This is a genomic window from Sporosarcina sp. Y1011 (genome assembly GCF_057669885.1).
This window is the reverse complement of record NZ_JBYHFP010000018.1, coordinates 1-25,979: the sequence shown is the minus strand read 5'-3', so window position 1 is coordinate 25,979 and position 25,979 is coordinate 1. Positions and strand designations below refer to the sequence as shown.

At 39.8% G+C, this 25,979-nt stretch carries 22 protein-coding genes; 19 read left to right on the top strand and 3 right to left on the bottom strand.

Annotated features, from left to right (window positions below):
- Positions 1-130: 130 nt before the first annotated feature.
- The 3 genes from AC25Y5_RS15640 to AC25Y5_RS15630 form a co-directional block, all read right to left on the bottom strand.
- On the bottom strand, positions 131-610 hold the full coding sequence (locus AC25Y5_RS15640; protein WP_488141108.1) for an SRPBCC family protein: 480 nt from the start codon (positions 608-610) through the stop codon (positions 131-133).
- Positions 611-762: 152 nt separating this feature from the next.
- Positions 763-1,071 (bottom strand): AzlD domain-containing protein, encoded by a 309-nt coding sequence (locus AC25Y5_RS15635; protein ID WP_482100181.1) that lies wholly within the window; start codon positions 1,069-1,071, stop codon positions 763-765.
- A complete protein-coding gene (locus AC25Y5_RS15630) occupies positions 1,071-1,796 on the bottom strand; it encodes an AzlC family ABC transporter permease (RefSeq protein WP_488141107.1) in 726 nt (241 codons plus the stop codon). The genes AC25Y5_RS15635 and AC25Y5_RS15630 overlap by 1 nt, the downstream gene beginning before the upstream one ends.
- A gap of 137 nt (positions 1,797-1,933) precedes the next feature.
- Between AC25Y5_RS15630 and AC25Y5_RS15625 the strand changes: the two genes are divergently transcribed.
- The 19 genes from AC25Y5_RS15625 to AC25Y5_RS15535 all read left to right on the top strand — a co-directional run bounded on the left by AC25Y5_RS15625 (position 1,934) and on the right by AC25Y5_RS15535 (position 25,819).
- Entirely contained in the window at positions 1,934-2,581 is a 648-nt protein-coding gene (locus AC25Y5_RS15625; RefSeq protein WP_488141106.1) for a TVP38/TMEM64 family protein, read from the top strand.
- Positions 2,582-3,726: 1,145 nt separating this feature from the next.
- On the top strand, positions 3,727-5,118 hold the full coding sequence (locus tag AC25Y5_RS15620) for an MFS transporter (RefSeq protein ID WP_488141105.1): 1,392 nt from the start codon (positions 3,727-3,729) through the stop codon (positions 5,116-5,118).
- Between the two features lie 890 nt (positions 5,119-6,008).
- Positions 6,009-7,844: a XylR N-terminal domain-containing protein gene (locus tag AC25Y5_RS15615; RefSeq protein WP_488141104.1), complete on the top strand. Its 1,836-nt coding sequence runs from the start codon at positions 6,009-6,011 to the stop codon at positions 7,842-7,844.
- 35 nt (positions 7,845-7,879) lie between these two features.
- Complete coding sequence (locus tag AC25Y5_RS15610) at positions 7,880-8,527, top strand: GntR family transcriptional regulator (RefSeq protein ID WP_488141103.1); 648 nt, start codon at positions 7,880-7,882, stop codon at positions 8,525-8,527.
- A gap of 272 nt (positions 8,528-8,799) precedes the next feature.
- Positions 8,800-9,996: an MFS transporter gene (locus AC25Y5_RS15605; RefSeq protein ID WP_488141102.1), complete on the top strand. Its 1,197-nt coding sequence runs from the start codon at positions 8,800-8,802 to the stop codon at positions 9,994-9,996.
- A 147-nt stretch (positions 9,997-10,143) separates the two neighbouring features.
- Positions 10,144-11,112: a fumarylacetoacetate hydrolase family protein gene (locus tag AC25Y5_RS15600; protein WP_488141101.1), complete on the top strand. Its 969-nt coding sequence runs from the start codon at positions 10,144-10,146 to the stop codon at positions 11,110-11,112.
- A 129-nt stretch (positions 11,113-11,241) separates the two neighbouring features.
- Positions 11,242-12,102 (top strand): alpha/beta fold hydrolase, encoded by an 861-nt coding sequence (locus tag AC25Y5_RS15595; protein WP_488141100.1) that lies wholly within the window; start codon positions 11,242-11,244, stop codon positions 12,100-12,102.
- Between the two features lie 67 nt (positions 12,103-12,169).
- Entirely contained in the window at positions 12,170-13,363 is a 1,194-nt protein-coding gene (locus AC25Y5_RS15590; protein WP_488141099.1) for an acyl-CoA dehydrogenase family protein, read from the top strand.
- A gap of 60 nt (positions 13,364-13,423) precedes the next feature.
- A complete protein-coding gene (locus AC25Y5_RS15585; protein ID WP_488141098.1) occupies positions 13,424-14,377 on the top strand; it encodes a VOC family protein in 954 nt (317 codons plus the stop codon).
- Positions 14,378-14,404: 27 nt separating this feature from the next.
- Positions 14,405-14,884 (top strand): flavin reductase family protein, encoded by a 480-nt coding sequence (locus tag AC25Y5_RS15580; RefSeq protein ID WP_488141097.1) that lies wholly within the window; start codon positions 14,405-14,407, stop codon positions 14,882-14,884.
- Between the two features lie 13 nt (positions 14,885-14,897).
- The gene (locus AC25Y5_RS15575; RefSeq protein ID WP_488141096.1) at positions 14,898-15,683 is read left to right on the top strand and encodes a 2-keto-4-pentenoate hydratase; all 786 of its coding nucleotides are present in this window, start codon (positions 14,898-14,900) and stop codon (positions 15,681-15,683) included.
- 3 nt (positions 15,684-15,686) lie between these two features.
- A complete protein-coding gene (locus AC25Y5_RS15570; protein WP_488141095.1) occupies positions 15,687-16,565 on the top strand; it encodes an acetaldehyde dehydrogenase (acetylating) in 879 nt (292 codons plus the stop codon).
- Between the two features lie 12 nt (positions 16,566-16,577).
- Entirely contained in the window at positions 16,578-17,585 is a 1,008-nt protein-coding gene (gene dmpG / locus AC25Y5_RS15565; protein ID WP_482103778.1) for a 4-hydroxy-2-oxovalerate aldolase, read from the top strand.
- Positions 17,586-17,785: 200 nt separating this feature from the next.
- Positions 17,786-18,742: an SMP-30/gluconolactonase/LRE family protein gene (locus tag AC25Y5_RS15560; protein WP_488141094.1), complete on the top strand. Its 957-nt coding sequence runs from the start codon at positions 17,786-17,788 to the stop codon at positions 18,740-18,742.
- 761 nt (positions 18,743-19,503) lie between these two features.
- Complete coding sequence (locus tag AC25Y5_RS15555) at positions 19,504-20,826, top strand: MFS transporter (RefSeq protein ID WP_488141093.1); 1,323 nt, start codon at positions 19,504-19,506, stop codon at positions 20,824-20,826.
- A gap of 250 nt (positions 20,827-21,076) precedes the next feature.
- The gene (locus AC25Y5_RS15550; RefSeq protein ID WP_488141092.1) at positions 21,077-21,916 is read left to right on the top strand and encodes an alpha/beta fold hydrolase; all 840 of its coding nucleotides are present in this window, start codon (positions 21,077-21,079) and stop codon (positions 21,914-21,916) included.
- A gap of 28 nt (positions 21,917-21,944) precedes the next feature.
- The gene (locus AC25Y5_RS15545; RefSeq protein WP_488141091.1) at positions 21,945-22,898 is read left to right on the top strand and encodes a VOC family protein; all 954 of its coding nucleotides are present in this window, start codon (positions 21,945-21,947) and stop codon (positions 22,896-22,898) included.
- A gap of 50 nt (positions 22,899-22,948) precedes the next feature.
- Complete coding sequence (gene tcuA, locus AC25Y5_RS15540; RefSeq protein ID WP_488141090.1) at positions 22,949-24,448, top strand: FAD-dependent tricarballylate dehydrogenase TcuA; 1,500 nt, start codon at positions 22,949-22,951, stop codon at positions 24,446-24,448.
- 174 nt (positions 24,449-24,622) lie between these two features.
- Positions 24,623-25,819, top strand: a complete 1,197-nt coding sequence (locus tag AC25Y5_RS15535) for an acyl-CoA dehydrogenase family protein (RefSeq protein ID WP_488141089.1) — start codon at positions 24,623-24,625, stop codon at positions 25,817-25,819.
- Positions 25,820-25,979: the final 160 nt, after the last annotated feature.

Genomic DNA, 25,979 nt, shown 5'->3' with positions numbered 1-25,979 from the left:
ACTAAATCAAAAAAAGGAGTAGCAAAAACTTTTTTTCTTGAATTAAACTGCCCCTTTAGTTCAATAAGAAAAAAGCTTTACTCCTTCTTGAAGTAAAGCTCCCTATAATGGAATAACATTTTATATTCTTTTAACGTTCCATATTAAATGCTTCACTATAGATTTTACGCAGTTTAGTTGCGTTATCGTGCCACTTAATTGATTTACCATTGACGATTTGTGCCAATACATCCAGACATCTATGCCATCCTGCTGCAGTATTAACTGCCCATGAATCATCGTTAAAAGTATGGGTAAAGATCATTCGACAGCCTTTATCCTCATCTTGCAATGAAATGTTTATCAGATCATCAACTTCACGGAAACCAAATAAATATGGCTTGTCTAACTCTGTAATGATACCATTATATGTCGTTCCTTCACCGTCATCGAAGGCAATCTTGCCACCAAGTTTGAGATCCATCTCGCCTGTTGCGAAAGGATACCATTGGGAGAAGTAACTGGGATTCGTAATAACTAGGGAAACATCTTCTGGATTATAAGGGAAAAACCGTTCAAATCTTAAAGCATAACGACCGTTTGACTCATGTAGTGTACCATATTCATTCATCATTTCATCCTCCTGCTTTTATCCGTGAAGTCTTGGGATTCATCACTAATTTTAACTATTTTTTGTAGGACAGGCGTCATTCTACCATTTTGGATAAATCAACCTTATCCTTAACATAGCATAAAAAAAGACCGCACCCAAGCGGTCAATCATTACATAAACAAACTATAGACCGCGAGCACAGCAATCGTACCTAGAACAACCGACATGAGACCACCGCCTAGGATAGCGATTAGAAATGCCGCTCCCGCTCCAAGTACACCAAATAGGATATTTCCTTCCTGAACGAACAGGATCGCCGGAAAAATTAAGGCACCCAGAACAGCGTATGGAATGTTGCGTAAGACGCCTTGAACGACTGGCGGTAATTCTTTGCCGTCTAAAACAGTCAACGGAATCATACGTGGTAAATATGTAACGAGCGCCATGCCAAGGAGCATCCACCAATAAGTGGGTCCCATTAGAATTCCTCCTCCCGTACATACATTTTTTCAGCAGTTTTACCGCGCCGCGCATAGATTATTTCAATAAGAATCGATGACCCCAGCGTGGCGACAAGGATTGACCAACCTGTCGACAATGCGCCTGTAAAGTACAATGCACAATGAATGGCCGCAGCAACTGCAGCGAGCATAACAACTTTACGATTTCCTTTCATCGAAGGGACAAGCAGTCCGATGAACATGGCGTAGAGTGCAATTGACATTGCCTCTTGCAAAAAGATTGGTAGATTGGCGCCGATAATGTGACCAATTGTTGTGAAGATGACCCAGCTGCCGTAACCGATGAGCGCAACCCCAAATGCAAAAGCTGTCGAGATTTTCCCTTTCGTTCCAGTCGCGAGCACTGTAAACGATTCGTCTGTAATGCCAAAAGCATAAATCGATTTGACCCATTTCTTAGCAGGTTGCATCTTTTCATTGAGCGAAGCCGTCATAAGAAAGTGTCGAATGTTGACGATGAATGTATTTATGACGATCAATATAGGATCGACACCTGACGTAATGAGGCTAAGCGATATGTATTGAGCAGCGCCTGCGTAAACAAACATACTCATTGCCGTCGCTTCAACAATGGACAGGCCTGCTGTTTTTGCAAGCAATCCGAATGTGAGTGCGACGGGGAAATATCCGATGGCAATGCTTGTACCTGCTTTTAGACCGGCAGAAAACTGGTTATCCTTCATATGCGATTCACGTCTTCCCAAAGTATATTTAAGCGATTATACTATACTTTAGGGTTTAAATGGACACTATTAAAGGAAAACTATAAATAACGGACATTAGATGACACGAAAACTGAATTGAAGCGAGGTTGTCTCAGATGAATGAATGGCTGGATCCGGACAAAATTATGGAATTAGCACAGCACTATAAATCACTAGGACCACTTTTCGGTTTGCTTTTGCCATTTCTCGAGTCGTTTTTGCCGTTCCTTCCACTATTCGCATTTGTTATGGCAAATGCTGGAGCGTACGGTCTCTGGTATGGATTCCTGCTGTCGTGGGCTGGGACTGTGGTAGGCTCTTATGCTGTTTTTCTTCTCGTCCGAAAATATGGACGTAACCGATTTTTAAAATTTCTAACAAAAAATGCACGTATCCAAAAGTTGATCAAATGGGTTGAGCGAAACGGTTTCGGACCTTTATTTCTTTTCCTCTGTTTCCCGTTTACTCCATCCGCACTGGTTAATCTTGTAGCCGGAATGTCGGATATGAAGAAAAAGAATTATTTAGTCACATTGATGGCGGGGAAATTCGTCATGATTTTCATGATTAGCTATATTGGCTATGACATTAAAGCATTATTTACAAATCCAATCCGAACAGGGATTGTCGTAGTCGTTATTATTTTGCTATGGCTCGTCGGCAAATATTTTGAGCGCAGGCTGAATGCAAAAGTGGAAGCTGAGTTCCGCTCAACTGCATCCGCGGCCAAGAAGAAACAAACGCATTCGAACCAATATAAATAAGTTACTGCCTTAGAATATTGTTCAAAAGAGCAGGTCTGCTGATCAGCCAGTAAATAACTTGAACACAGACTGTGCGCTACTTGTATAGTTGTTATTGGATTGCTTCGAATTGGACAACTTATATAAGCTTATCGAGAGGTTTAAGTAAGTAGGGATGCGAATTGTCGCATCCCTACTTACTTTTTTTGATGATCGCATGATATTTGTTCATCCGCCGCACTCCAAAGACACAGTTACAAGAAGTGTCGAAGATTTTCGGGACGATAGAATAGATCGCTTCTTACATGAAGAGAAGCATCAAATGCAAAAGCGTAACTAGTTACAGTAGGGGATATCCTATATAATCTAGTGGATTTGAACGACTACATCATAACGATAGAAACAAGGGTTACTTCAAAGTGAGCGTCTTCTATTGGTGAATAGATAAAAATACCAGTACTTTCTTAAAGAAAAGAATAGAATCATGGCATTATCATTAAATATTATTCCACTCTTTTTGATCAAAGTCTTTTTGATTAGATAGAGTGGTTTTATTCTTTTTAAAAATGATAGGATTATTGTTATGACAGTTTTTGTATAGTTTATCTAAGCATCTGCGATTTACTCGATGCACACAATTAATACCTTTTTATTCGATCTATTCCAAGTGGCGAAGTAGATGATGACTAATCAAAAATCCATGGTATTCACCACTAGGGGCGAAACATGTAATCACCATACTTATTAAGTATTAAAACTCTATACTATTAAGTATTGGAAATATGAAAGTTGTTAATATATGCTTAGTATACCTTTTATTTGGAATCTACTGTATATTCAATGTAATAGATGCGGGACTACTGTTTTTGAAAATAAAGAAATGAAGAGTATGTATATTGACAACAGCATTATCTAGCAATGTAAGAGATTTAAAAGATAATCGAGAAGAGTTAATGAAAGGTGATCCCCCAAAAAGTTAATTTAAATTCCTAGTCTAGGTTCCAGTAGTAGATTTTGTTCATTAGAATCTTCTTCCACTTGAGGGGGTAATTGAAAGCGATATTATGTATAGCCGAGGAACAGCTGATAATAAAGATAACTTTGATTCCATTTTGCTGTGAGTTAGATCGAAAACAATAAACTTTTTCAAGAGGAGGAGTATTACCTTGGCAAATATTAATGCTAGAATTGAAAGACTTCCTAACAATCCGTACAATAGGAAGTTATTGGTTAGGACTGGATTAGGTAATTCGTTTGATTCCATGGATATGGCAATGGTCGCGTTTATCTTACCGTCCGTTATCGCGCTTTGGAGTTTATCATCTCAACAGGCTGGAGTTTTAGGGAGTTCTGTATTAATTGGTTACTTTTTTGGAGCTTTCTTTGCTGGATATTTTGGGGATAAATTCGGGAGAAAAAATGTGATTATGTGGGCTCTCATTATTTATGCTATTGCAACCCTCGGTAGTGCGCTTACGTCCAGTTGGGAACAATTTTTCTGGTTGCGGGTTGTTGCTGGATTAGGTACAGGTGCAGAAAGTGCGATCCTTGCACCATACTTATCAGAGTTGATCGCGAGTAAATACCGTGGGAAATATGTTGCTTCATTAACAGCTTTCCATTCATTTGGTTACGTAGCTGCCGCGGTCCTTGCATTCTTTATTATTCCTATGTCAGCTGTTTACGGCTGGAGGATTGCAGTTATTATAACCGCTTTACCAATTTTTATAGTTCTTTACTGGAGAAGGGTACTGCCAGAATCACCAAGATGGTTAGAATCTAAAGGGCGATTAGAAGAAGCTGACAAAGAAATGACAAGAATTGAAGAGAATGTCGAATATCATTTAGGTAAAAAGCTTCCTAAGCCAATAGAGACATCAGTTATTCGAACAACTGAGGACAAAGGGAACGTTTTGACCTTGTTTAAAAAGCGATACATTAAAAGAACGATTATGTTATTTTCTCTCTGGTTTTCCGTTATTTTCTCTTATTATGGATTTTTTACGTGGCTGCCAACCTTACTTTTTAATGAAGGTTATGAAATATCTAAGTCGTTCATGTTTTCACTCATTATATATACGGCGCAAATTCCGGGATATTTCTCTGCCGCTTTTTTAGTTGATAGAATTGGAAGAAAAAAGGTTATCGTCGGTTACTTAGGATTTGCAGCAGTAGCCGCAATCTTTTTAGGACAAGCTACTTCGCCTACACAAATCTTAATTGCTGGATTTTTTACATCGTTATTTATGGTAGGGTCAATGGGCGGGATGTATACGTATACGCCTGAACAATACCCAACAATTATTCGTGCAACTGGTACAGGGAGCGCTTCCGCATTTGGAAGATTAGGTGGGCTTTCTGCTCCGATTTATATTGGTTTTATGTATCCGATTTACGGATTTAGCGGAGTTTTTATTATGACTACTGGTGTTCTGCTCTTTGGAATGATTATGGTAATACTATTAGGAGAAGAAACGAAATCGAAGCCGTTGGAGGATTCAGTGAACGAGGATATTCCTGAAGATAATATTAGTATCTCAGTTTTAGCACCTGAGTAAGTTCCTTTAATCCAATACTTGACTCAAAATAGGCGGATGGAGTCCAAGCCAAAGACGCTGTTTACCGTTTCCTAAACCACTCCAAATATGCTTGGCGACGCTTCCTACTCATGTTAAGTTCGCATGTAATATCAAAGATCAACGACTTAGCTAATCAAAAACGAACGAAAGTTGAGTTACTTATAAAGCATCGCATATTTTTTGACTGAAATTAAGAAGAGAATACAATATACAATGTGCTAGAGTGTCCGAAATTATATATTCGGGCACTTGCATTCTTTATATAAAGTAATCTATTCTTTTCTATCAAAGAAATCGCATTTTTCAATTGAATATTGTAGGAACACGGCAGGCAATTATCCACAACAGGATGACTAAGGGAGGAATGAACTGCAATTCCTACCCCAAGAGTGTGTCTAGAATGACGGAGTCACTTCTAGACACGCATACCTCTCAGTAAAGTTATCGTTATTAATTCGCCGAAAGCGGGCTGGAAATAGTCTAGTGAAAAATGGCGGTATACAAGTCCTTCTTCCAGCGTTATATGCAAATAAATATGCGACATGAAATTTCCTAATTAGAAGTCTCGTTGGTAAACTTTTAAGCTCTCTGCTTGTGAATCATTAAACAGCTACTTTCATATTTTGGTGCTTGACTCAGACATACAATCTGAGCCAGGCACCTTTTTTTACTAACAAAATAGTTAAGAAGTAATACTCCTTATAAACTAATTATTCTAAAATAATGAATACTTAGACCTTTACTCATGCTATACTACTAAGTAAAATTATAACAAATCAATAAATCATGATTTTTACGCACTTTTTAGAAGATTTCCATCTATATCGCACAATAAGTGACAATCTAAAATTATAGTAGGGGTGATCAAAGTGAACGTATTCGAAAAAGAGACGGAATATTTTGAGAGTAGAAAAGTGTTAATGACATCTGCGAGCTTTGGATTGTTAAGAAAAGAGTTGATTGAAAATCTTGGTGTGCAGCGTGCAAAAGGATTTTTATTGCGTTACGGATGGCATTTGGGGGAAACGAATGCAAATGAAGCCATGAAAGATACGAAAGACTTTGAGGAACTGATCACACAAGCGTCGATATTACATTTAAACACAGGACAAGTTAGTAATGTAACGTCGGAGCGAAAGATTGAAATGACGGACTCCAATAAACTTAAACATATTTACGCAACAGGGAAATGGATTGATTCTGTCGAGGCCCATGAACATCTAAAAAACCTGGGTATCTCAGATACCCCTGTATGTCATATGTTATCTGGTTTTGCAAGCGGTTACATGTCGAAAATTTGTGAGCGGAAAATGTTTGTTAAAGAAACTCATTGCAAAGCGATGGGTGACAAAGAGTGTCGCTATGAAATGCGCATTGAAGAAGAGTGGGACGCTTCGATGGATGAAGAAATCTCTTCTTATAATGAGCCAAACATTATTGATGAACTAAAAGTTTCATATGAACAATTGCTTGAGCAAAGAAATTACATTGAAAAGCTAGCGAAATTCCATAGTGTTCTTACACAAATGGTATCAGATGGAAATGATATTTTTGACATCACGAATAGGGTTTTTGAAGTACTTGGGATTCCGATTTCAATTGTGGATTTAACATTTCACAATAAGACATACGTTGGTTTAACTGAGGAACAATATGAAGAAGTCACTGATGATTTGAAAAAAAGTTTTCTTAAGTTAAAAAATAGAAATAAAGAACTGCCATTGTTTAAAAAGACAACCGTTATTCAAGGAGCCATTCATGAAAGACTCATTACTCCGATTATCGTGCAGAAAAAGATTATCGGTTATTGTACATTTATTTATTTGAAACATGAAAATTCATATGTTGAAAGTGATTCAATGTTCCTTGAACGAGCAGCTAATGTAGCAGGATTATATTTTCTGAATGAGAAAACCAGTTTTGAAGCACTGGAAAAAATGAAAGGCTATTTTCTAGAGCAACTATTACTGAAGCAATATAATTCGAAATCGAATGTAATTTCCCAAGGTTACTATATTGGTATTAACTTTGAGCAGCCATTTTATATCGCAACGATTTCATGTCAGATTAAGCCAGATGGATTGCTTTCGGTTATAGAGCAAAGAGCGGTGCTAACGTCCATCATTAAATTTCTAGATATGCAAGATTACAAAGTGCTCATATGCCAATTCGAGGAAAATATCGTCTTGTTGCTCCCTAAAACAGAGAACTATGTAGAGAATATAGAAAGAATAGTGCAGCACTTGAAGAAATCATTTCAAGCCTACCAATTTAAAATTGGAGTGAGTAATAGCATAGATAATATCGATAAAATTCAAGACAGCTTAGAGGAATCACAAATTTCACTTCGCATGAAGTCGCAAGATGAAATTTGCCACTATAAAGACGTTGGGATTATGGGGACATTAATCAATTCGAAAAACATTAACGAAATCAGGAAAATAGGACAGCAAGAATTGAAGGCTATTTTTGAACTAAAAGCATCAAGACAAGTTGAAATTCTTAAAACGATGCATGTTTTTTTAAGCAATGGTGGCAATCTACAACGGTCAATGGCTGACTTGTCATTGTCAATGAGTGGGTTAATGTATCGAATCACTAAGATTGAGGAACTGATTCAAAAAGATTTAAGAGATCCAGTCGAAGGTTTTCAGCTATTGCTTATTTTGGATGGCCTAAATGCAATAGGTGATATTGATCTGTGAAAATGGGTTAGCAAATTTACAAGGGGATGGTTAATTTGAAAAAAGAAGAAGCTTATAGATATATCAAGAAATTAATAGTAGAGGGACGGTTTTCAGAGAAACAGGCAATAGATATACATCTATTGGCAAAGGAATTAGAAATGAGTAGAACGCCAATTCATAAAGCATTAACGCAACTTGAATTAGAAGGATATATAACTATTACGCCTCAAGTTGGTGTGTTTGTTAAGAGGCCAAGTCATCAAGATGTTCACGAAAGACTCCTCGTGTGTGCGACGTTAGATATTTTAATGACAGGACTAGCTACGGTAAATATCAATGATCAGCAGTTAGCAAAGCTATTAAAGACTGTTGAGAAAATGGATAATAGTCATTTAACGGCGAGTGATTATGAGGAATTGAATACAAGTTTTCACACTCAAATTTATAAAGCATCAAACCTTGAATATGCTTTTAAGATGAATAGTGTGAACTGGGATTACTTGAATTATGTTCGCATGTCAGACGAAGTATTTATGGGGAAATTAAGGCAACAATCACAAATTGAGCATTGGATAATTTATTATGCATTAAAAGACCGAGATGTCCTGCTTGCAAGAAATGTGATGGAGAAGCACTTGTATCGTATTGTCAATTCTGTGAGTGAAAAGTACAAACTATTTGTTGGTGAATCTATCAAATGAAAAACAGTCGACAATCTTTTCCGTGAATTTTATATAGTAAACGCTTGTAATTTAGTAATGAATATACGGAGTTCTCTAAAGTTGTTGAGAAAATAGAAAATTGGGATTATTATTTACTTATCGAATGTAAGGGTTTTCATTTGTAGGTTGTTCCTTGCTTGCGAAATCCTCAATCTGAAAGATGTGGTGATTCCAAAGCCAATTAGATAATTTTGGTTCTCTGTAGATGCATTATCCGGAAGCTTTTACTAAAAAACAAAGGGGATAGATTGATGAAGAGAAGGGTCAGTGGAAACTTCCTCAAATTTTTAATTGTAATTATTGCTTTCCAAGATGTCGCGGCTGGTGTTGCGGGATCAATCATGGCGGATATTATCGCAGCATTTCCAGATTATAATCCAACGATTGTAATGCTCGTAGCAACATTCCCGGGCTTAATGCAAATCATACCTGCTTTGTTTTATGGAAAACTTTCCAGGACATTTAAGAAGAGATCGCTCTTATTTACGGGTCTAATTTTATTCATGATTGGTGGAGTAATGCCGTTTTTCCTAGATAGCTTGCCGTTAATCATTGCATTCCGCGGTTTGTTAGGGCTAGGCGTTGGAATTACGATTCCATTATCCGTTGATATCATTTCGGATTTCTTCGATAATCGGGAACGTGATTTCTTGATTGGTTTTGGAACTTCAACGATTGCATGTATCGGAGCGATTTTCTTCCAATTAGGTGGCGGAATTCTTGCTGATACGTATGGTTGGCAATATGGGTTCCTAACGTATTTATTCCCAATATGGATTTTAGCTTTAACGTTCCTGTTTTTACCTGAGCCGGCAAAACGGCCTGGACATGAACCAGGTGTGAAGAAAGCAAAAGTTAAAGTTCCGAAAGTCATTTATGGAGTGACATTAGGTCAAGTATTCTATTCGGCTTTGATTTTTGGATATGTCACAAATATTTCTGTAGTGATTCAAAATGAACAGTTAGGAAATGCGACAGAAGCAGGTATGGCGATTTCTGTCTTTACATTCGGAACTTTACTAGCAGGCTTTGTGTTTGGAAAAGTTAAGCATATGCTGCCAATTTCCTATTTACCAGCAGCCGTGTTAATGACTGGATTAGGTATGATGATCTGTTACTTCTCGCATAGTTTACCGATGATTTTTGTCGGAAGTATTATAGCTGGAGCAGGTATGGGAATTGGATTACCAGGGGTGTTTGCACGCGTTACTGAAGCTACACCGCCAAATTCTGGTACATCCTATGTTGGACTAGTCGTAGTAGGGCAAGGACTTGGTGGGATTATGGGTCCATTCGCTTTCAGCGTGATTATGAACATTTTCAATCAGGACATCGGAAGATTCCCATTATTAATCAGTACAGTAGGGTTGCTCTTACTCGCACTAATTTGGTATTTAGCTGTTAAAATGCCGAAGCCTAATGAAGAAGTACTGGTTTCTATAGAATAAATGATTTTATGCGTTGTATAGAATGAAGCGATTACAAGATAAAGTATCCATTGTTGCAGGGGAACGGGGAGAAAAGGGACGAGCCATCGTTAGCATAATTTCGCAACACGATGGCCAAGCCCACTTCATTTGAAAGGATGAAAATACTTGGGGACTACAATTGTACGATTTCAAAAGGACGAACGAATTCAATGGGGCGTAGTCAATGACAATGCAGTTATTGCATTGGACAATGATTCAGATACGTTAGCGGACTTTTTAAAATTGGGTATTCAGGAAGCAAAAAATAAACTAGAAGTGAACAATGGCAAAATGATTCTACTCGATGAAATTGAGTTGTTAAGTCCTGTAACAAAACCGGCAAACATCATTTGCCAGGGTGTGAACTATTCACAGCATCGAAAAGAGTCGGGCATGTCTTCTGGAAGGCCAGCCTTTAATATGATTTTTAGTAAGTTAGACAGTTCACTTTGTGGACCGTTTGAAACAATCATTCAGCCAGATCATGTCCAGCTGCTCGATTACGAAATTGAGTTAGGTTTGGTGATTGGGAAAGAGATTACGAGTGAAATGCAAGTGACAGAAGATAATCTACATGAATATATAGCGGGTTTAGTCATTGGAAATGACGTGTCGGCTAGGGATGTTCAGCTAACACAGCTTCAATGGTTAAAGGGAAAAAGCTATCGTACATTTTGTCCAGTGGGCCCTTACTTCTACGTAATGGATGAAGATGAATACGCTTACTTATACGATTTAGAGCTGGAATTAAAGGTCAATGGAAAGGTTCGTCAATCTGCAAATACGGACCAACTATTATTTAAGCCAACTGAGACTTTAACAGAGCTTTCACAACTTATGGAATTGAAGCCGGGCGATTTATTGTTAACTGGGACACCTGGTGGAGTAGCGATGCAGTTAACAAGTGATGAAATGAACTGCATGACTAGCTTAGTTGCAAGTAATGAGGAAAAGCAGCAGGTGATTAATCGTCAGTTAGGTCTAGCCAATTATTTAAAAGAAGGCGATTTAATTGAAACAAGCATATATAGTCGCAATCGGGAAATTGACTTAGGTACGCAACGAAACGTTGTAAGAAAAATGCAGTACGTGTAAAGGGCATTTATTTTGCTCTAACTGAAATGTTAGCATTTCAGACGATTGTAATTATCTGATTAAGCATGTTCATACAGCAAGAAAACAGTATTATATTGTTCAAATCATAATAGGGGAGTGTTGAAAATTATGTCAATTACTACACGTAGAGTTCAAACAGGTAACTACGAAACATTTATCCATGAAGGCGGTACAAAAAACGCGGAAACAATCATTTTCCTTCATGGCAGCGGTCCAGGGGCTAGTGCAAGCGCGAATTGGAAAGATGTTTTACCACATTACGTGGACAGGTTTCATGTTGTTGCACCGGATGTTTTAGGCTTTGGGGATACGGACCATCCAGAACAGTATCCTGCAAATGGTGTGGAATGGATGAATCGTCGCATTGAGCAAGTACTAGATCTAATGGATACATTAAAACTAGACAAAGTGCATCTTGTTGGAAACTCATTAGGTGGTGTCATCGCGCTTCATATGAATATGCATTCACCAGAGCGCATTGACAAAATCACATTAATGGGGGCAGGCGGAGGTTTAACTGAACCGACACCTGAGCTTGCCAAATTAGCAAACTTCCATAAGGATCCATCGCCAAAGGCATTTAAAAACTTATTAAGCTGGTTTCTGTATGACTTGGATGGCATGGAAGAAAAATTAGATGCGATTGTGGCAGAACGCTATGAGTTGTTTACACGTCCTGATATTCGCAAATCATATGAAGAAAACTTCACAAAATCAAGTTTATCTGACATGCTCGTGCCGCCTTCAGCATTGAAGCGTATGACAAATGAGTTTTTAATGATCCATGGTCATCAGGATCGATTTGTACCCCTACAAAGTAGCTTGTATATGTTGGATTATGTAGAAAATGCAGAGCTTCATATTTTCAAGCGTTGTGGGCATTGGGCTCAAGTGGAACAAAAAGATCAGTTTATCAAACTAACAAAAGACTTTTTTGAAAGAAATGCTGTACCAAGCCTCGTGAACTAAGCTAGCCGGAGCGCATCGTGTTACTGGTTCCTGCATTACAGACCATCATTACAAGGGAGGAATAAAAATGACACAAGCTGTACTAGATACGAAGGCAATGCTAAGGGAACGCGCAAAAGGACTAATACCAATGCTAAGGGAACGTAGCTTAGAAATAGATAAAACGAGTAATCTTCCTAAAGAAATAATCGATGTAATAAAAAGTGAAGGTTTAATAAAGGTCCTTCGCCCTGAAATGTTTGGTGGATATCAAACGGATATGCGCACATATACCGAAGTTGTAACTGAAATTTCACGTGGCAATGGATCGGCTGGTTGGTTTGTCTCTTTAAGTAATATTCGTGATTATATGATTTCGTATGCATTTGGTAGAGAAGCATTAGAAGAAATCTTTGGTCATGGCGGAGATGTTGTACTGGCGGGGAATTTCAAACCTATTAAATGTGACATTAAGAAAGTGGATGGTGGCTATTTAATAGAAGAAGCGCAGTGGCCATTTGTTTCGGGAAGTCCACATGCAGACTGGTGCTATTTCGGTTTTCCAATAGACGACGGAAATGGCGGCATGGAGATGGCCATTATGGTTGTGCCACGCAACGAGCTTGAAATCTTAGACGATTGGCATGTAGTCGGACTCAAAGGCTCCGGCAGTAACAGTGTGATTGCAAAGAATGTCTTTGTACCTGATCATCGTGTGTCACTGGACCGCCTTGCGACCCAAGGGCATTATATCATCGACGAACTAAAAGATGAACCGCTATATCAAACACCTTTCGTACCGTCCTTGACACTTTCCATCGTAGGACCTGCACTTGGTCTAGCACAGGCTGCGATGGATGTGCATATGGAGCGTGTGAAAAAGGCAGGGATCGGTAATACGTTTTATAACAAAATGAGTGAAGCACCGATTACACATTTGCAGGTCGCACAGGCGCAATTGAAAATCGATTCTGCTGAATTGCATCTATATCGTGCAGTTGACATGTTGGACGAATACTCGAAAAAAGGGCAAAAGCTTACGATGGAAGAGTCCATTAAAATGAAGGCAGACTTTGGATATGTCAACCAACTGTGTAAAGAAGCGATCGATTTAATGGCAGATGGGGCGGGTTCAGTTTTCGCCTATGAGAACAATCTATTCCAGCTCATTTACCGTGACTTCTTAACGATGCATTTACACGGTTTCATTACGCCATCAAGTTTAATAGAAACCTATGGACGAGTGATCTGTGGAATGGAACCGAATACGTATTTTGTGTAATAAATTACAGTGCAAATGTAGTGTCAAATAAAAATTATAGAAAACTTGGGGGGAATTGGAATGTACGCACCAGAAATCGCAAAATTAGGTCATTTCGCTTTAATTACAACAGATTTAGAGAAGTCACTTTGGTTTTTCAAAGAAATTATAGGGCTTGAAGAAACAGAAACCGTTGATGGCGTCGTGTATTTACGTGCGTGGGGAGATTTTGAACACCATACGATGTCACTTCAAGCTGGAGATGAAGCCCGACTCGATCATATCGCATGGCGGACGAAGCGTCCCGAAGATGTAGAAGGATTTGCAACATTACTTGAAGAATCAGGAACACCAGTTACATGGGTCGAAGCAGGTACTGAAGCGGGTCAAGGTCGTGCAATCCGATTTAAATTGCCGAGCGAGCATACATTAGAAATCTATTATGACATGGAGAAGACTTTGGCAGAGCCATCTAAACGTTCTGTATTAAAAAACCAGACATATAAATCATGGGCACGTGGTGTTTCACCTCGACGAATTGATCATGTCAATTTACTGTCGTCGCTTAAAGCAGATGTCATTGCAGATTTCTTACAGGAGAAATTAGGATTCAAAATGCGTGAATGTATAGAAGCACCTGATAAAAGCTTGGTGGGAGCATGGTTAAGCGTGACGCCGTTGGTTCATGACATCGCTGTTAGTTATGACCCGCAATCTCCAACGCCAAATCAAATTCACCATGTTTCGTATTGGTTAGATAACTCGTCAGATTTACTTCGTGCAGCAGATATTTTAACAGAGCATGGTATCGAATTCAAAGGTCCAGGTAAACATGGTATTTCACAGGCCATGTACATTTATGCAATTGACCCGGGTAGTGGACTTCGTGTAGAAATTTTCACGAATGGTTACTTGATTTTTGAACCGGACTGGGAACCAATCGTATGGACATTAGACGAAATGGACGTTGGATTCACATATTGGGGAGATCAGATGGATGCAAATGCTGAAAATAACCCGACGATTAAAGCTTAAAACGGAAAAATAAGAGGAGGAATTATAATGGATGATCGACTATTTAGAAATGCAATGGGGAAATTCGCTACGGGTGTAACGGTAATAACGACAGAACTTCAAGGCGAAAACTATGGAATGACCGCGAATGCTTTCATGTCTGTCTCGATGGATCCGAAACTTGTGGTAATTTCAATCGGCCATAAAGCGCGCTTACTCGAAAGAATTAAAGAAAGTCAAAAGTTTGCAGTGAATATTTTAGCGGATCATCAACAAGATTTCTCCAAGCTATTTGCCGGACAAATTAAAGACGGCGTCGAAGTGGTATTTGATCAGTTAGCAGGTGTACCTGTATTGCCGGGTGCACTCGCACAAGTCAGCTGTACGGTTGTTTCCGAATATGTAGAAGGCGACCACACATTATTCATAGGCAAAGTGAATGATATTAAGCTGGAAGAAGGAGAACCACTCATTTTCTTTAATGGTAAGTATCGTAATTTAGTTGAAGATGCGCTAGTTAATTCGTAAGGAGATGATAAATATGGTGATTCAAAAAGCAGCTGAAGCATTGTTACAAGCAGAAACGGATAAAAAGCCGATTGCACCATTTACATCTTCAAAGGATTCGATTTCCGTTCAGGAAGCTTATCAAATTCAACTCTATCAAATTAACAAAAAGGTTGAAAATGGCGCGAAGATCAAAGGGAAGAAAATTGGGTTGACGAGTAAAGTCATGCAAGACATGTTTAATGTCACAACACCTGATTATGGGCATTTATTGGATAATATGATTTATGAAGACGGAAGTACAGTCTCAATCGATCGATTCATACAACCAAAAGTGGAGTTTGAGATTGCTTTCGTTTTAAAAGAAGGATTAAAAGGCCCGAACGTTACAGCTGCGGATGTCATTGCTGCGACGGATTATGTAGTGCCTGCAATTGAAATTATTGATAGCCGCATTGAAGATTGGAAGTTTAAATTTGAAGATACAGTTGCGGACAATGGCTCTTCTGCTGGTGCTGTTATTGGAAAACAGAAGACTTCTGCTGATGGCCTAGATTTAGCTGCAGTCGAGATGAAAGCTTATAAAAACGGAGCGTATTTAGACGGGGCAAAGGGAGAAGCTGTCATGGGAAATCCAGCTACTGCAGTTGCATGGCTTGCGAATGAAGTTGCTGAGTATGGCATCTCTTTACTTGCTGGAGAAGTGATTTTAGCGGGAGCATTGACAAAAGCCGTCACTTTTGAAGCTGGAGATCATTTTAAGGTGGATTTTGAAGGGCTAGGATCGGTGTCGATTTCATTTTCAGAGGGTGGAGAATAGAAGATGACAAGACTTAAAGTGGGGATTATCGGTTCGGGAAATATCGGAACGGATTTAATGTATAAAATTGAACGATGTGATGCCCTTGAAATGAGTGTAATGGTTGGGATTGACCCGAGCTCGGAAGGGTTAAAAAGAGCAAGTGACCGTGGTTATGAAGTAATTGACAATGGTATTGACGGCTTATTGGAAAAGTTGGAGCTCGTGGATATTGTGTTTGACGCGACTACTGCCAAAGCACATGAATGGCATAGTGCGAAGTTAATTGCAGCAGGAAAAAAAGTGATCGATTTAACGCCAGCTGCCATTGGACCTTTTACAGTACCAGTCGTGAATTTAAGTGAGTATCATAACGAACAGAATCTAAATATGGTCACATGCGGTGGGCAAGCGACAATTCCGATTGTCCATGCCATTAATCGTGTGAGTCAAGTCGAATATGCTGAAATTATCGCAACAGTATCAAGTTTAAGTGCTGGTCCTGGTACTCGTGCAAATATTGATGAGTTTACACGCACCACTGCAAAAGCAATTGAGCAAGTTGGGGGCGCTAAAAAAGGGAAGGCGATTATCATTTTGAATCCTGCCGAGCCGCCAGTGATTATGCGTGATACTGTACTTGTACTTGTTGAAGAAGAAGGTAAGGAAGAAGAAATTAAACAGTCAATTGAGCAAATCGTAAAAGAGGTACAGGAATATGTGCCTGGCTATCGTTTAAGAGGTGTGCCACAATTTGACGGTAAAAAAGTTTCTGTATTTCTAGAAGTTGAAGGTGCTGGTGATTTCTTCCCTCCTTACTCTGGGAATTTGGACATTATGACGGCAGCCGCAGCGAAGGTTGCAAATGAATATGCAAAGAAAATGGTAGCAGCAAATGTTTAGGGAGGAATGAAAATGACGAATCGCTCAATTGAAATTTTAGATGTTACTCTACGAGACGGAAGTCATGCGATGCAACATTCCTTTACAGAGGAACAAGTACGTGCAACGGCTCGGGGTCTGGATCAGGCTGGTGTTCGCTATTTTGAAGTGACACATGGCGATGGCTTAGGAGGATCATCTTTACAATATGGATTTTCAAAGGTAAGTGAATTAAAGCTAATTGAAGCGGCGGCAGATGAGTGTAAAACGGCAGAAGTTTCCGTGCTGTTAATTCCCGGAATCGGCATTAAAGAGGATTTGCAGGATGCCGTTAAAGTAGGGGCGAAAATGGTTCGTGTTGCGACGCATGTAACGGAAGCAGACGTTGCTGCGCAGCATATCGGATTAGGTCGTGAACTTGGCTTGAAAACAGTAGGCTTTTTAATGATGGCCCATATGGCACCCATTGAGAAATTAGTAGAGCAAGCAAAGTTATTTGAAAGCTACGGTGCGGAGATTGTATATGTGACAGATTCGGCTGGTTACATGCTACCAAACGAGGTTAAGGAACGGATAGAAGCTTTAAAGAATGCTTTATCGTGTGAAATCGGTTTCCATGGCCATAATAATTTATCGATGGCGATGGCCAATACGTTGGCGGCTGTTGAGGCTGGAGCGACTTATATTGACGGTAGTCTGCGTGCGTTAGGTGCTGGAAGCGGCAATACGCAGACTGAGGTAATGGTTGCGGTCCTAGAGCGTTTAGGGTATCAAACAGGCATTGATCTGTATAAAACGATGGATGTAGCAAATGATGTAGTCGCGAAATATATGCAGCGTCCACAGGAAGTAACAGGTTCAGGTTTAATAATGGGCTATTCGGGCGTCTATTCCAGCTTTTTACTACACACACAGGCTGCAGCCCAAAAGTTCGGTATTGATGAGAGAGATATATTGGTTGAGCTAGGACGGATGAAAGCGGTTGGCGGGCAAGAGGATCTCATTTATGATGTCGCACAAAGTTTTGCCGCCAGTAAATAAGGGTAACATCTATTTGGACTCCTCGGTATTTTACTGTAGGAGTCTTGTAGTATTGAAAATGTTATTTGGGTGCAAATCGAAAGAGAAGATAGTTTTAACCAAATGATTTCACAGTGTTTTTCTAAGAAAATCTAGTCTAAAAGAATTGTACGATTCACACTAATTATTACCAATTAACTAATAACTGGGGGAGTTATAGAATGAAAACCAAAATCGTAGCAGTATTATTTTTTCTCATATTGGTAGCAGGGTCAGTCGTAGCGGCAGTGTCTCATACATTCCCACAGCCGCCTCAGGAAAGGCATACGATTTCGGAAATTGTAGATCCTGAAAGCGAATGGGAGAAGGTTGTCACGGGTCACGGATTCATGGAAGGTATTAATTTTGATCGGAAAGGTGGTATGTGGATGGTCAGTCCGCCTACCGGGGAAATCATGAAGGCTGAAGGGGATAAAGTTACTGTAATTGGTAAACCGTATAGCATTCCTGTAGGGGCAAAGTTCCACAAGGATGGACGCCTGATAGTCACTGATAATGCTGGAGAACTCTATGCATTCAATACTAAGACATCAGAGCGGACAACCATTGTAGATTCGTTTGAAGGTGCTCCTTTAAAAGGGCTTAATGATCTAGTCTTCGATAAAGCGGGCGGACTCTATTTTACTGAACCAGGAGATTCGAGTGCAACGAACCCTACTGGCCGGGTTTTCTATTTACCACCGGGCAAGGATTCAGAACTGCAGCTTTTTCAGAGTAATCTTGCCTATCCGAATGGAATTGCCGTTTCGGCTGACGGGCAACGTGTCTATATTTCCGATTTTACCAAAAATCGAATTATCGCAGCACCATCTGCGATTGCAAAAGACGCACGTGAAGTACCGTATGTTTTTGGTCAGTTTGAAGGTGGGATAGGACCAGATGGCTTAGCTGTCGATACTGAGGGGAATCTGTATGTAGCGCATTTCCAAGCAGGTGAAATTGTCGTACTAGATGCGAGTGGTTTTAAATATGGTGTAATCCGTCTACCTGAAGAGACGGGAACATTCACTACCAACCTCGTTTTTCATAAAGGTTATTTGTATGTGACGGAGTCGTCTAAAAATGAGGTTTGGCGAATCGAAGTTAAAAAAAGCGGTTTAAAGCCTTATGGGAAATAAATAGTTGAGCAATTGTAATTCACTTGTTAGGGAAGGTTTTTTCTAATTACTATCAATGTTGAACGATTGAAAAACCATATAAACTAAGCGAGCGCCGTAGCGGATTTAATGGGATTCTCTAGTTCAATTTATCTATCTAGGTAGAAGAATGGCACTTCCAATACACCAAAACAATATGGCCTTGGAAAATGACCTTAAACACATTAGTGTTTTAAGGTCATTTTATTTAATTTAGAAAATCCTATGGAATTTCAGGCTTTAAGACACCTTTGCGGAAAAAACTGTAAAATAGTTACGGAGTTTTCGATGAAAAACTACCAATTAACACTCTAGAACTTGAGTAGCTAACCTCGTAAAGTATTACTATAGTTTGAATTTGTTGAATAGTTGGAATATGGATGCATTGAGGAATTAAAGAAAAAGATAAAGGAGGCGGAGATATTTCATGTTTTTCATTCTAATCCATGTAGTGGTTCTTAATCAGATGCAATGAATTATACGAAATCTCTTGCTGGAAATAACAGTTGTATTCTAGTCTGGAAAATCTCTGTGAAGAGATATTTGAAAGCAGATACATTATTGCAAGGGGTTTTGGTCATTGAATAAGATTCGGGGGTAGTTCTCCATGCAAAATACAGAAAAAGGGTAAAACTCCATGTGAATCTGATGTTTTCAACAAAAAACTTTGCAGGTCTATGGTGATATGTTTGAAAAGGCACATGCGCACAATCCGATATTCAATTTGAAACGGAGGGAAAGAAATGGATCAAACACACTCAATTACCGCCATTGAAAAAAGAACGGTTAAGAAAACGATGAGAAGGATTTTACCGTTTATTTTACTTTTATATGCAGTTGCCTTTTTGGACAGAATCAATCTTGGTTTTGCTGCTTTGGAGATGAATGCAGATTTAGCCTTAACGGCTGAAGTATTCGGTTTGTTATCAGGTTTGTTCTTTATCGGTTATTTCCTGTTTGAAGTTCCAAGTAATTTGATGTTAAAAAAGTTTGGTGCAAAACTATGGATTTCTCGGATTATGGTTACCTGGGGGATTATCGTCGTATTAACTGGATTTGCACAATCTGCTACACATTTATATATCTTACGCTTTTTACTTGGCGTGGCTGAAGCAGGTTTTACACCGGGTATCATTCTTTACCTAACGTATTGGTTCAGAGCACGGGAAAGAGGGAAAGCAACCGCTGTCTTTTTCGTTGCTTTGCCACTCAGTGCATTGATAGGTGCGCCGCTGTCAACTTGGATCATCGATACGATTTCATGGAGTGGTTTAGCCGGTTGGAGATGGATGTTCATTTTAGAAGGTATACCAGCTGTTCTATTAGGATTTGTCGTTCTGTTTTACATGACAAATAAACCTGCAGATGCCAAGTGGTTAACGATCGAAGAGAAAACATGGCTTGAAAGCGAATTAGAAAAAGAAAGAAAACTGAGTTCCATGGTCAATAAATCTTCACATCTTGCCATGTTGAAAGATTCGAAGGTTTGGAAGTTATCGCTTGTTAATATGGCGGGCTTCGTCGCTGTCAACGGCTTGGCTTACTGGATGCCAACGATTCTTAAATCCTTATCTTCATCTTCAACGACAAACATGCAAATTGGCTGGTTGGCCATGATTCCATCACTCATCGCCATTCCGGCAATTCTGTTTGTAGGATGGAATGCAGACCGAACAAATTCCTATAAAAAGCACCTTTATGGATGTATTTCAATTGCCATGCTTGGGCTCATTGGTTGTGCATTAGTACCGACTGCACCATTAATGGTCTTAATGTTATCAATTACTTCTGCAGGATTGTATGGAATATCCGGTTCATTCTATGCGTATTTAACATTCTTCTTTACGCAATCCACAGCACCTGCAGGCATCGCTTTAGTAAGCTCACTTTCCGCAATTGGTGGTTTCATAGGACCGATGTTGTTGGGTGTTGTTGAGTTAAGAGAAGGCATGTTCGTGATTGCTGGCTTCATGCTTGTCAGTCTGATCACACTTTTCACATTGAAACTGGAGAAGAATCGTCAGAGCGAACAAATCATAGAGCAACCGATTGAAGTTTCAAATTGAATTTCAATGCCATTTTAAACGATTTAATAGTCTGAAAGAGCGGAGGAACACAACTAGTTTATAAATGACTGCAATAAACTATTGGAAAATTACAGGTATTCAAATAGTTTTTACTCTGGGAATTGAATGCTACCTATTCTAAACTTTAAGTAGTAGCCAGGTTTTAAGTTTTGTTCAATAAGTAGTTTTATACAAATGTATGTAAGGGCTTTCATGAAAAGTGAATTTATAGAAGGAGGAATATTGAACAATGACAAACAATGCACAAAAAGTAGTTAATACTAAAAACTTTAAAACATATTTAAATCGGTCAGGTGAGGGGAATTCTGAAGTAATTCTATTTCTACACGGATCCGGACCAGGTGTTACCGCTTTTGCGAATTGGCGTTATGCCCTAAAAGCTTGTGGTGAAACGTACGATTGCCTTGCTCCAGATTTGCTTGGTTTTGGGGATAGCGGGCACCCTGAAACACTTCCGAAAAGTAGACAAGGATGGATGGATTTATGGGTCAACCAACTCATTGAACTGTTGGACGAACTGGGTATTCAAAAGGTTCATGTTGTCGGGAATTCATTGGGATGTTCCATTGCTTTGGAATTATTGCTGGAATATCCGGAACGATTTGAAAAGGTTGTCTTAATGGGTCCTGGAGGAACGCCAAATACAAAATTGAGTCCAGAGCTTGCACGTGCCAAAGGATTTTACGATAATCCGTCACCTAAGAAATTACGTCAAATTATGAGTTGGTTTGTGTACGATGCGGAAGAAATGGCATCAGAAATTGATGCTTTAACGGATGTTCGTTTTGAAACAGCTATGCGACCTGAAGTCCAACGTTCGAATGATTCCATTTTTGCGACAGCTGCTGTACCCGTACCTACAACAGCGCTTAATCGGATACAGAATCCTATATTACTCGTTCATGGTCGTGATGACAGAGTTTGTTCTGTTGAGTCTAGCTATTACTTACTGTCTCATTTGCCGAATGCCCAACTGCATGTCTATGCAAAATGTGGGCATTGGACACAAATTGAAAAACATGAAAGCTTCAACAATTTGATACAGCAATATTTTTCTAACAGCATTTAATATCATTATTACTAAGGGGGAAAAGGAAATGTTACTACCAGAAATCGCTAAGTTAGGTCATGTCGCACTTGTTACTCCAGATCTTGAAAAGTCACTGTGGTTTTTCCGGGACGTCATTGGCCTAGAAGTGACCGAAGAACAAAATGGAACAGTATATTTACGGGCATGGGGAGAGTTTGAGCACCATTCCCTTTCGCTAACAGCCGGAGATAGAGGTTACGTGGACCATATTGGATGGAGAACGAAACGTCCTGAAGACGTGGAAGGATTTGCACAGTTGTTGGAAAAAGCGGGAACACCGGTCAATTGGATCGAAGCAGGAGAAGAGACAGGACAAGGGAAAGCGATTCGTTTTCAACTGCCAAGCGAGCATACATTTGAAATTTATTATGATGTAGAAAAACCAAAAGCTGATGAAAAAAGACGTTCTGTATTGAAAAATCAAACCTATAAAGCTTGGAATCGCGGAGTATCGCCAAGACGATTTGACCATGTGAATATCGCTACTTCAATGGATGTGGGAGAAGTTCTTGATTATTTAGGTAGTCAATTAGGATTTAAGCTGCGTGAATACGTCAAACACAATCAAGAAAAAGTAGTTGCAGGATGGATGAGTGTAACGCCACTTGTACATGATATTGCCGTCACTACGAGACCACATGCAAAAACACCGAACCAACTTCATCATATCTCTTATTGGCTCGATAATGCCCAAGATATCTTGCGGGCAGCCGATATTTTATCAGAGCAAGGCATCAAGTTCATCGGTCCTGGTAAGCATGGAATTAGTCAGGCCATGTATATCTATGTGATTGATCCGGGCAGCGGTTGCCGCGTTGAATTGTTTAGCGGGTCCTACCTAATTTTCGAACCGGATTGGGAGCCTGTTGAGTGGACGGAAGAGGATCATGCGACTGGTAACACTTACTGGGGCGATTCCGTGATGGACAAGGAACTAAATAAAGAAACAATTGAAGCTTGAGGATATTCGTTCATTGGTGAAGCTAATTTTTGAAAGTGAGGCAAATCGATGTGAGTGAAAGGATAATCTATGAAACAGATGTAGTGGTCGTAGGGGCAGGTAATGCCGCCATGAGTGCTGCGCTTGCGGCTCGGGAAAATGGCGCAAATGTCATTGTACTCGAGAAAGCGCCTGAAGCTGAAAAAGGGGGAAATACCACTTTCACCCATGGTTCCGTTCGCTTTGCTTATAACAGTGTGGAAGATTTAAAAGAAATTATGCCTGATTTGACGCCGGAAGACATTGAGAATACGGATTTCGGTACCTATACGGAGGCAGACTTTTTTGAAGATATGTGCCGTTTAACGGATTATCGAACAGACCAAGAGTTGGCTTCGATTCTTACAGATGAAAGCTTTGCTACGATGAAATGGTTGCAATCACATAGAGTCAGATTTGTTCCGATCTACGGACGCCAGGCCTTTAAAGTTGATGGGAAATTCAAGTTTTGGGGCGGGATGATTGCTGAAACGGCTGGTGGCGGACCAGGATTGGTAGAGACTTTACATGAAGAGGCAAAAAGGTTAGACATCCAGGTTTTATTCGAAGCGATGGCTACTGAACTCATTCATGATGACGATGGTGTACACGGAGTACTTGTTAACTACAAAGGTAAAACAATAGAAGTCCGTGCAAAATCTGTCATTCTAGCCTCAGGTGGCTTCCACGCAAATCCAGAAATGCGAACGCAGTACCTAGGACCGAAATGGGATCTCGCTCATGCAAGGGGAAGTCGTTTTAACACTGGAGAAGGCATTCGAATGGCTTTAAACATTGGTGCGCTTTCGCATGGTAATTGGTCAGGTGCCCATTCTGTAGGTGGAGATCGCTACTTGCCAGATTTCTCGGAAGGATTTCAAAAGTTAAGTTATCCTTTTGGCATCATAGTAAACGCGGAAGGGAAACGTTTCCTAGATGAGGGTGCTGACTTCCGCAACTACACGTATGCAAAGTATGGCAGGACGATTCTTGAACAAACAGGCCAATTTGCTTGGCAAGTTTTTGATCAAAAGGTTGCGCATTTATTGCGGGAAGAATACAAAGGCAGGCAAGTTACAAAAGTAAAAGCAAATACAATAGAAGAATTGGCTGAAAAACTTGATGGTGTGAATAGTGAAGAATTTTTAAATGAGATCAAGCAATACAATGCAGCGATCCGAAAGGACATTTCCTTCAATCCTACTATAAAGGATGGACGTAGTACTGAAGGATTGGCTGTTCCAAAATCCAATTGGGCTAATACTTTGGATGAAGGTCCATTTGAAGCATATGCGGTCACATGCGGAATTACTTTTACATTCGGTGGATTGAAAATCAGTACGAAAACAGAGGTCCAAAATGTATTGTCACAATCCATTCCAGGGCTGTATGCAGCGGGGGAACTTGTAGGGGGACTATTCTACTTCAACTATCCTGGCGGAGCTGGTTTAATGGCAGGCTCAGTTTTTGGCAAGATTGCGGGCGAAAATGCAGCGCTGTTTAGTAAACAGCGGACTTTGGTGAAATCATAGAAATTAGTATCTATATAATCTCCAGCGCAGGCGTCTACTGGGGTAACCGAAGCAATAAGACTGACAGTGATTTTCTGTCCGGCAAATTGCGGGAGGCATCCCCTAGCGCCAAGCGTTGTTGGTAGCATTCTTTATTTCAACATATCTACTCAAAAGATTAAAGGGGATGTTCATATGAGTAAGGTCGCACAGAAGGAACGTTTACTAGTAGATGAAGCCAGCTCTTTTATTCCAAGATTACGAGAAAGAGCCAAAGAAACTGAAGAAATTCGTCGTATCCCAGAAGCGACGATGAATGAATTAAAAGAAGCAGGTCTTTTCAAATTACTACGCCCTGAGAGATACGGCGGCTATGAAACAAATATGAAAACCTACGCAGATATTATTGTTGAAATTTCCCGTGGCTGTGGTTCGACTGGCTGGATTGTGGCATTATGCGCGATTCGCGAACTGATGGTAGCGGAATCATTTTCCGAAAAAACACATCAAGAGATTTTCGGCAGCAGCGCAGATGATGTACTTTTTGCAGGGGTGTACGAACCTAGGAAGTGCATTGCACACAAAGTAGAAGGCGGATATCTTGTTGAAGAAGGATTCTGGATGTTTTGCTCGGGGTCACTTCATGCAACATGGGGATATTTCGGCATGCCAATCCTGGATGAACAGGGCGCAATTGTAGATCAAATATTGATGACATTGCCATTCAGTGAAATGGAAATCATGGATGACTGGCATACGATGGGATTGAAAGGGACAGGCAGCAATAGTGTGAAAATGAATAATGTTTTCATCCCGGATCATCGATGTACGTCGTTTGTTAAAGCATTGGACGGAGATTTTGAATCTACACATCTTCGTAATAGCCCTTTATACAATACAGCACTCTTTCCTGCTTTGATTTTGTCGCTGGGATTGCCAGGCCTCGGATTAGTGAAGCACGCACTTGAATTTTTCCAAGAAGTATTGCCCAATCGGAAAGCTGCTCATATCGGTGTCGAAAATCTTCGTGATGCGGCTAGCACGCATGCACTGATTGCGGACGCGTCATTGAAAATTGATAGCGCTTCTATGCACTATTATCGTGTAGCTGAAGACTTGGATACATGGGCTGCAAGCGGAGTGTATATGGATCGCCATGCTAGGGTAAGAGCTTTGGCAGACATCGGCTATGCCAATCAGATGTGTAAAGAAGCACTGGATCTCTTGCTGCTTGGCAGTGGGTCAGGCTATGTCTATGAAGGTCATCCGTTGCAAAGGATTTTCCGTGATTTCATGACGCTATATTCACACAGGTCACTATCTCCATCAATCACGAAAGAAAATTACGGCCGTGTGCTTTCGGGATTAGAATCCAACGCAATCAGATATTAAACGTAACGATTTAATGCAATACCTTTTTTAAAAAATAAACTCTAAACAATTTAGTATTGTTTGGAGTTTTTTTAATGAAAAGACTAACAAATGAATACGGGAAATCACTGGAATAGCCCGATTTCCTTCAATGCCGTTGATTTCCGTTCCGAGCGGACGC

What these genes read in the sequence shown, in the direction of transcription:
- AC25Y5_RS15640 (WP_488141108.1), bottom strand. Translation starts at nt 610, where the DNA reads ATGAATGAATATGGTACACTACATGAGTCAAACGGTCGTTATGCTTTA.
- AC25Y5_RS15635 (WP_482100181.1), bottom strand. Translation starts at nt 1,071, where the DNA reads ATGGGACCCACTTATTGGTGGATGCTCCTTGGCATGGCGCTCGTTACA.
- AC25Y5_RS15630 (WP_488141107.1), bottom strand. Translation starts at nt 1,796, where the DNA reads ATGAAGGATAACCAGTTTTCTGCCGGTCTAAAAGCAGGTACAAGCATT.
- AC25Y5_RS15625 (WP_488141106.1), top strand. Translation starts at nt 1,934, where the DNA reads ATGAATGAATGGCTGGATCCGGACAAAATTATGGAATTAGCACAGCAC.
- AC25Y5_RS15605 (WP_488141102.1), top strand. Translation starts at nt 8,800, where the DNA reads ATGAAGAGAAGGGTCAGTGGAAACTTCCTCAAATTTTTAATTGTAATT.
- AC25Y5_RS15595 (WP_488141100.1), top strand. Translation starts at nt 11,242, where the DNA reads ATGTCAATTACTACACGTAGAGTTCAAACAGGTAACTACGAAACATTT.
- AC25Y5_RS15590 (WP_488141099.1), top strand. Translation starts at nt 12,170, where the DNA reads ATGACACAAGCTGTACTAGATACGAAGGCAATGCTAAGGGAACGCGCA.
- AC25Y5_RS15585 (WP_488141098.1), top strand. Translation starts at nt 13,424, where the DNA reads ATGTACGCACCAGAAATCGCAAAATTAGGTCATTTCGCTTTAATTACA.
- AC25Y5_RS15580 (WP_488141097.1), top strand. Translation starts at nt 14,405, where the DNA reads ATGGATGATCGACTATTTAGAAATGCAATGGGGAAATTCGCTACGGGT.
- AC25Y5_RS15575 (WP_488141096.1), top strand. Translation starts at nt 14,898, where the DNA reads ATGGTGATTCAAAAAGCAGCTGAAGCATTGTTACAAGCAGAAACGGAT.
- AC25Y5_RS15570 (WP_488141095.1), top strand. Translation starts at nt 15,687, where the DNA reads ATGACAAGACTTAAAGTGGGGATTATCGGTTCGGGAAATATCGGAACG.
- dmpG (WP_482103778.1), top strand. Translation starts at nt 16,578, where the DNA reads ATGACGAATCGCTCAATTGAAATTTTAGATGTTACTCTACGAGACGGA.
- AC25Y5_RS15560 (WP_488141094.1), top strand. Translation starts at nt 17,786, where the DNA reads ATGAAAACCAAAATCGTAGCAGTATTATTTTTTCTCATATTGGTAGCA.
- AC25Y5_RS15555 (WP_488141093.1), top strand. Translation starts at nt 19,504, where the DNA reads ATGGATCAAACACACTCAATTACCGCCATTGAAAAAAGAACGGTTAAG.
- AC25Y5_RS15550 (WP_488141092.1), top strand. Translation starts at nt 21,077, where the DNA reads ATGACAAACAATGCACAAAAAGTAGTTAATACTAAAAACTTTAAAACA.
- AC25Y5_RS15545 (WP_488141091.1), top strand. Translation starts at nt 21,945, where the DNA reads ATGTTACTACCAGAAATCGCTAAGTTAGGTCATGTCGCACTTGTTACT.
- AC25Y5_RS15535 (WP_488141089.1), top strand. Translation starts at nt 24,623, where the DNA reads ATGAGTAAGGTCGCACAGAAGGAACGTTTACTAGTAGATGAAGCCAGC.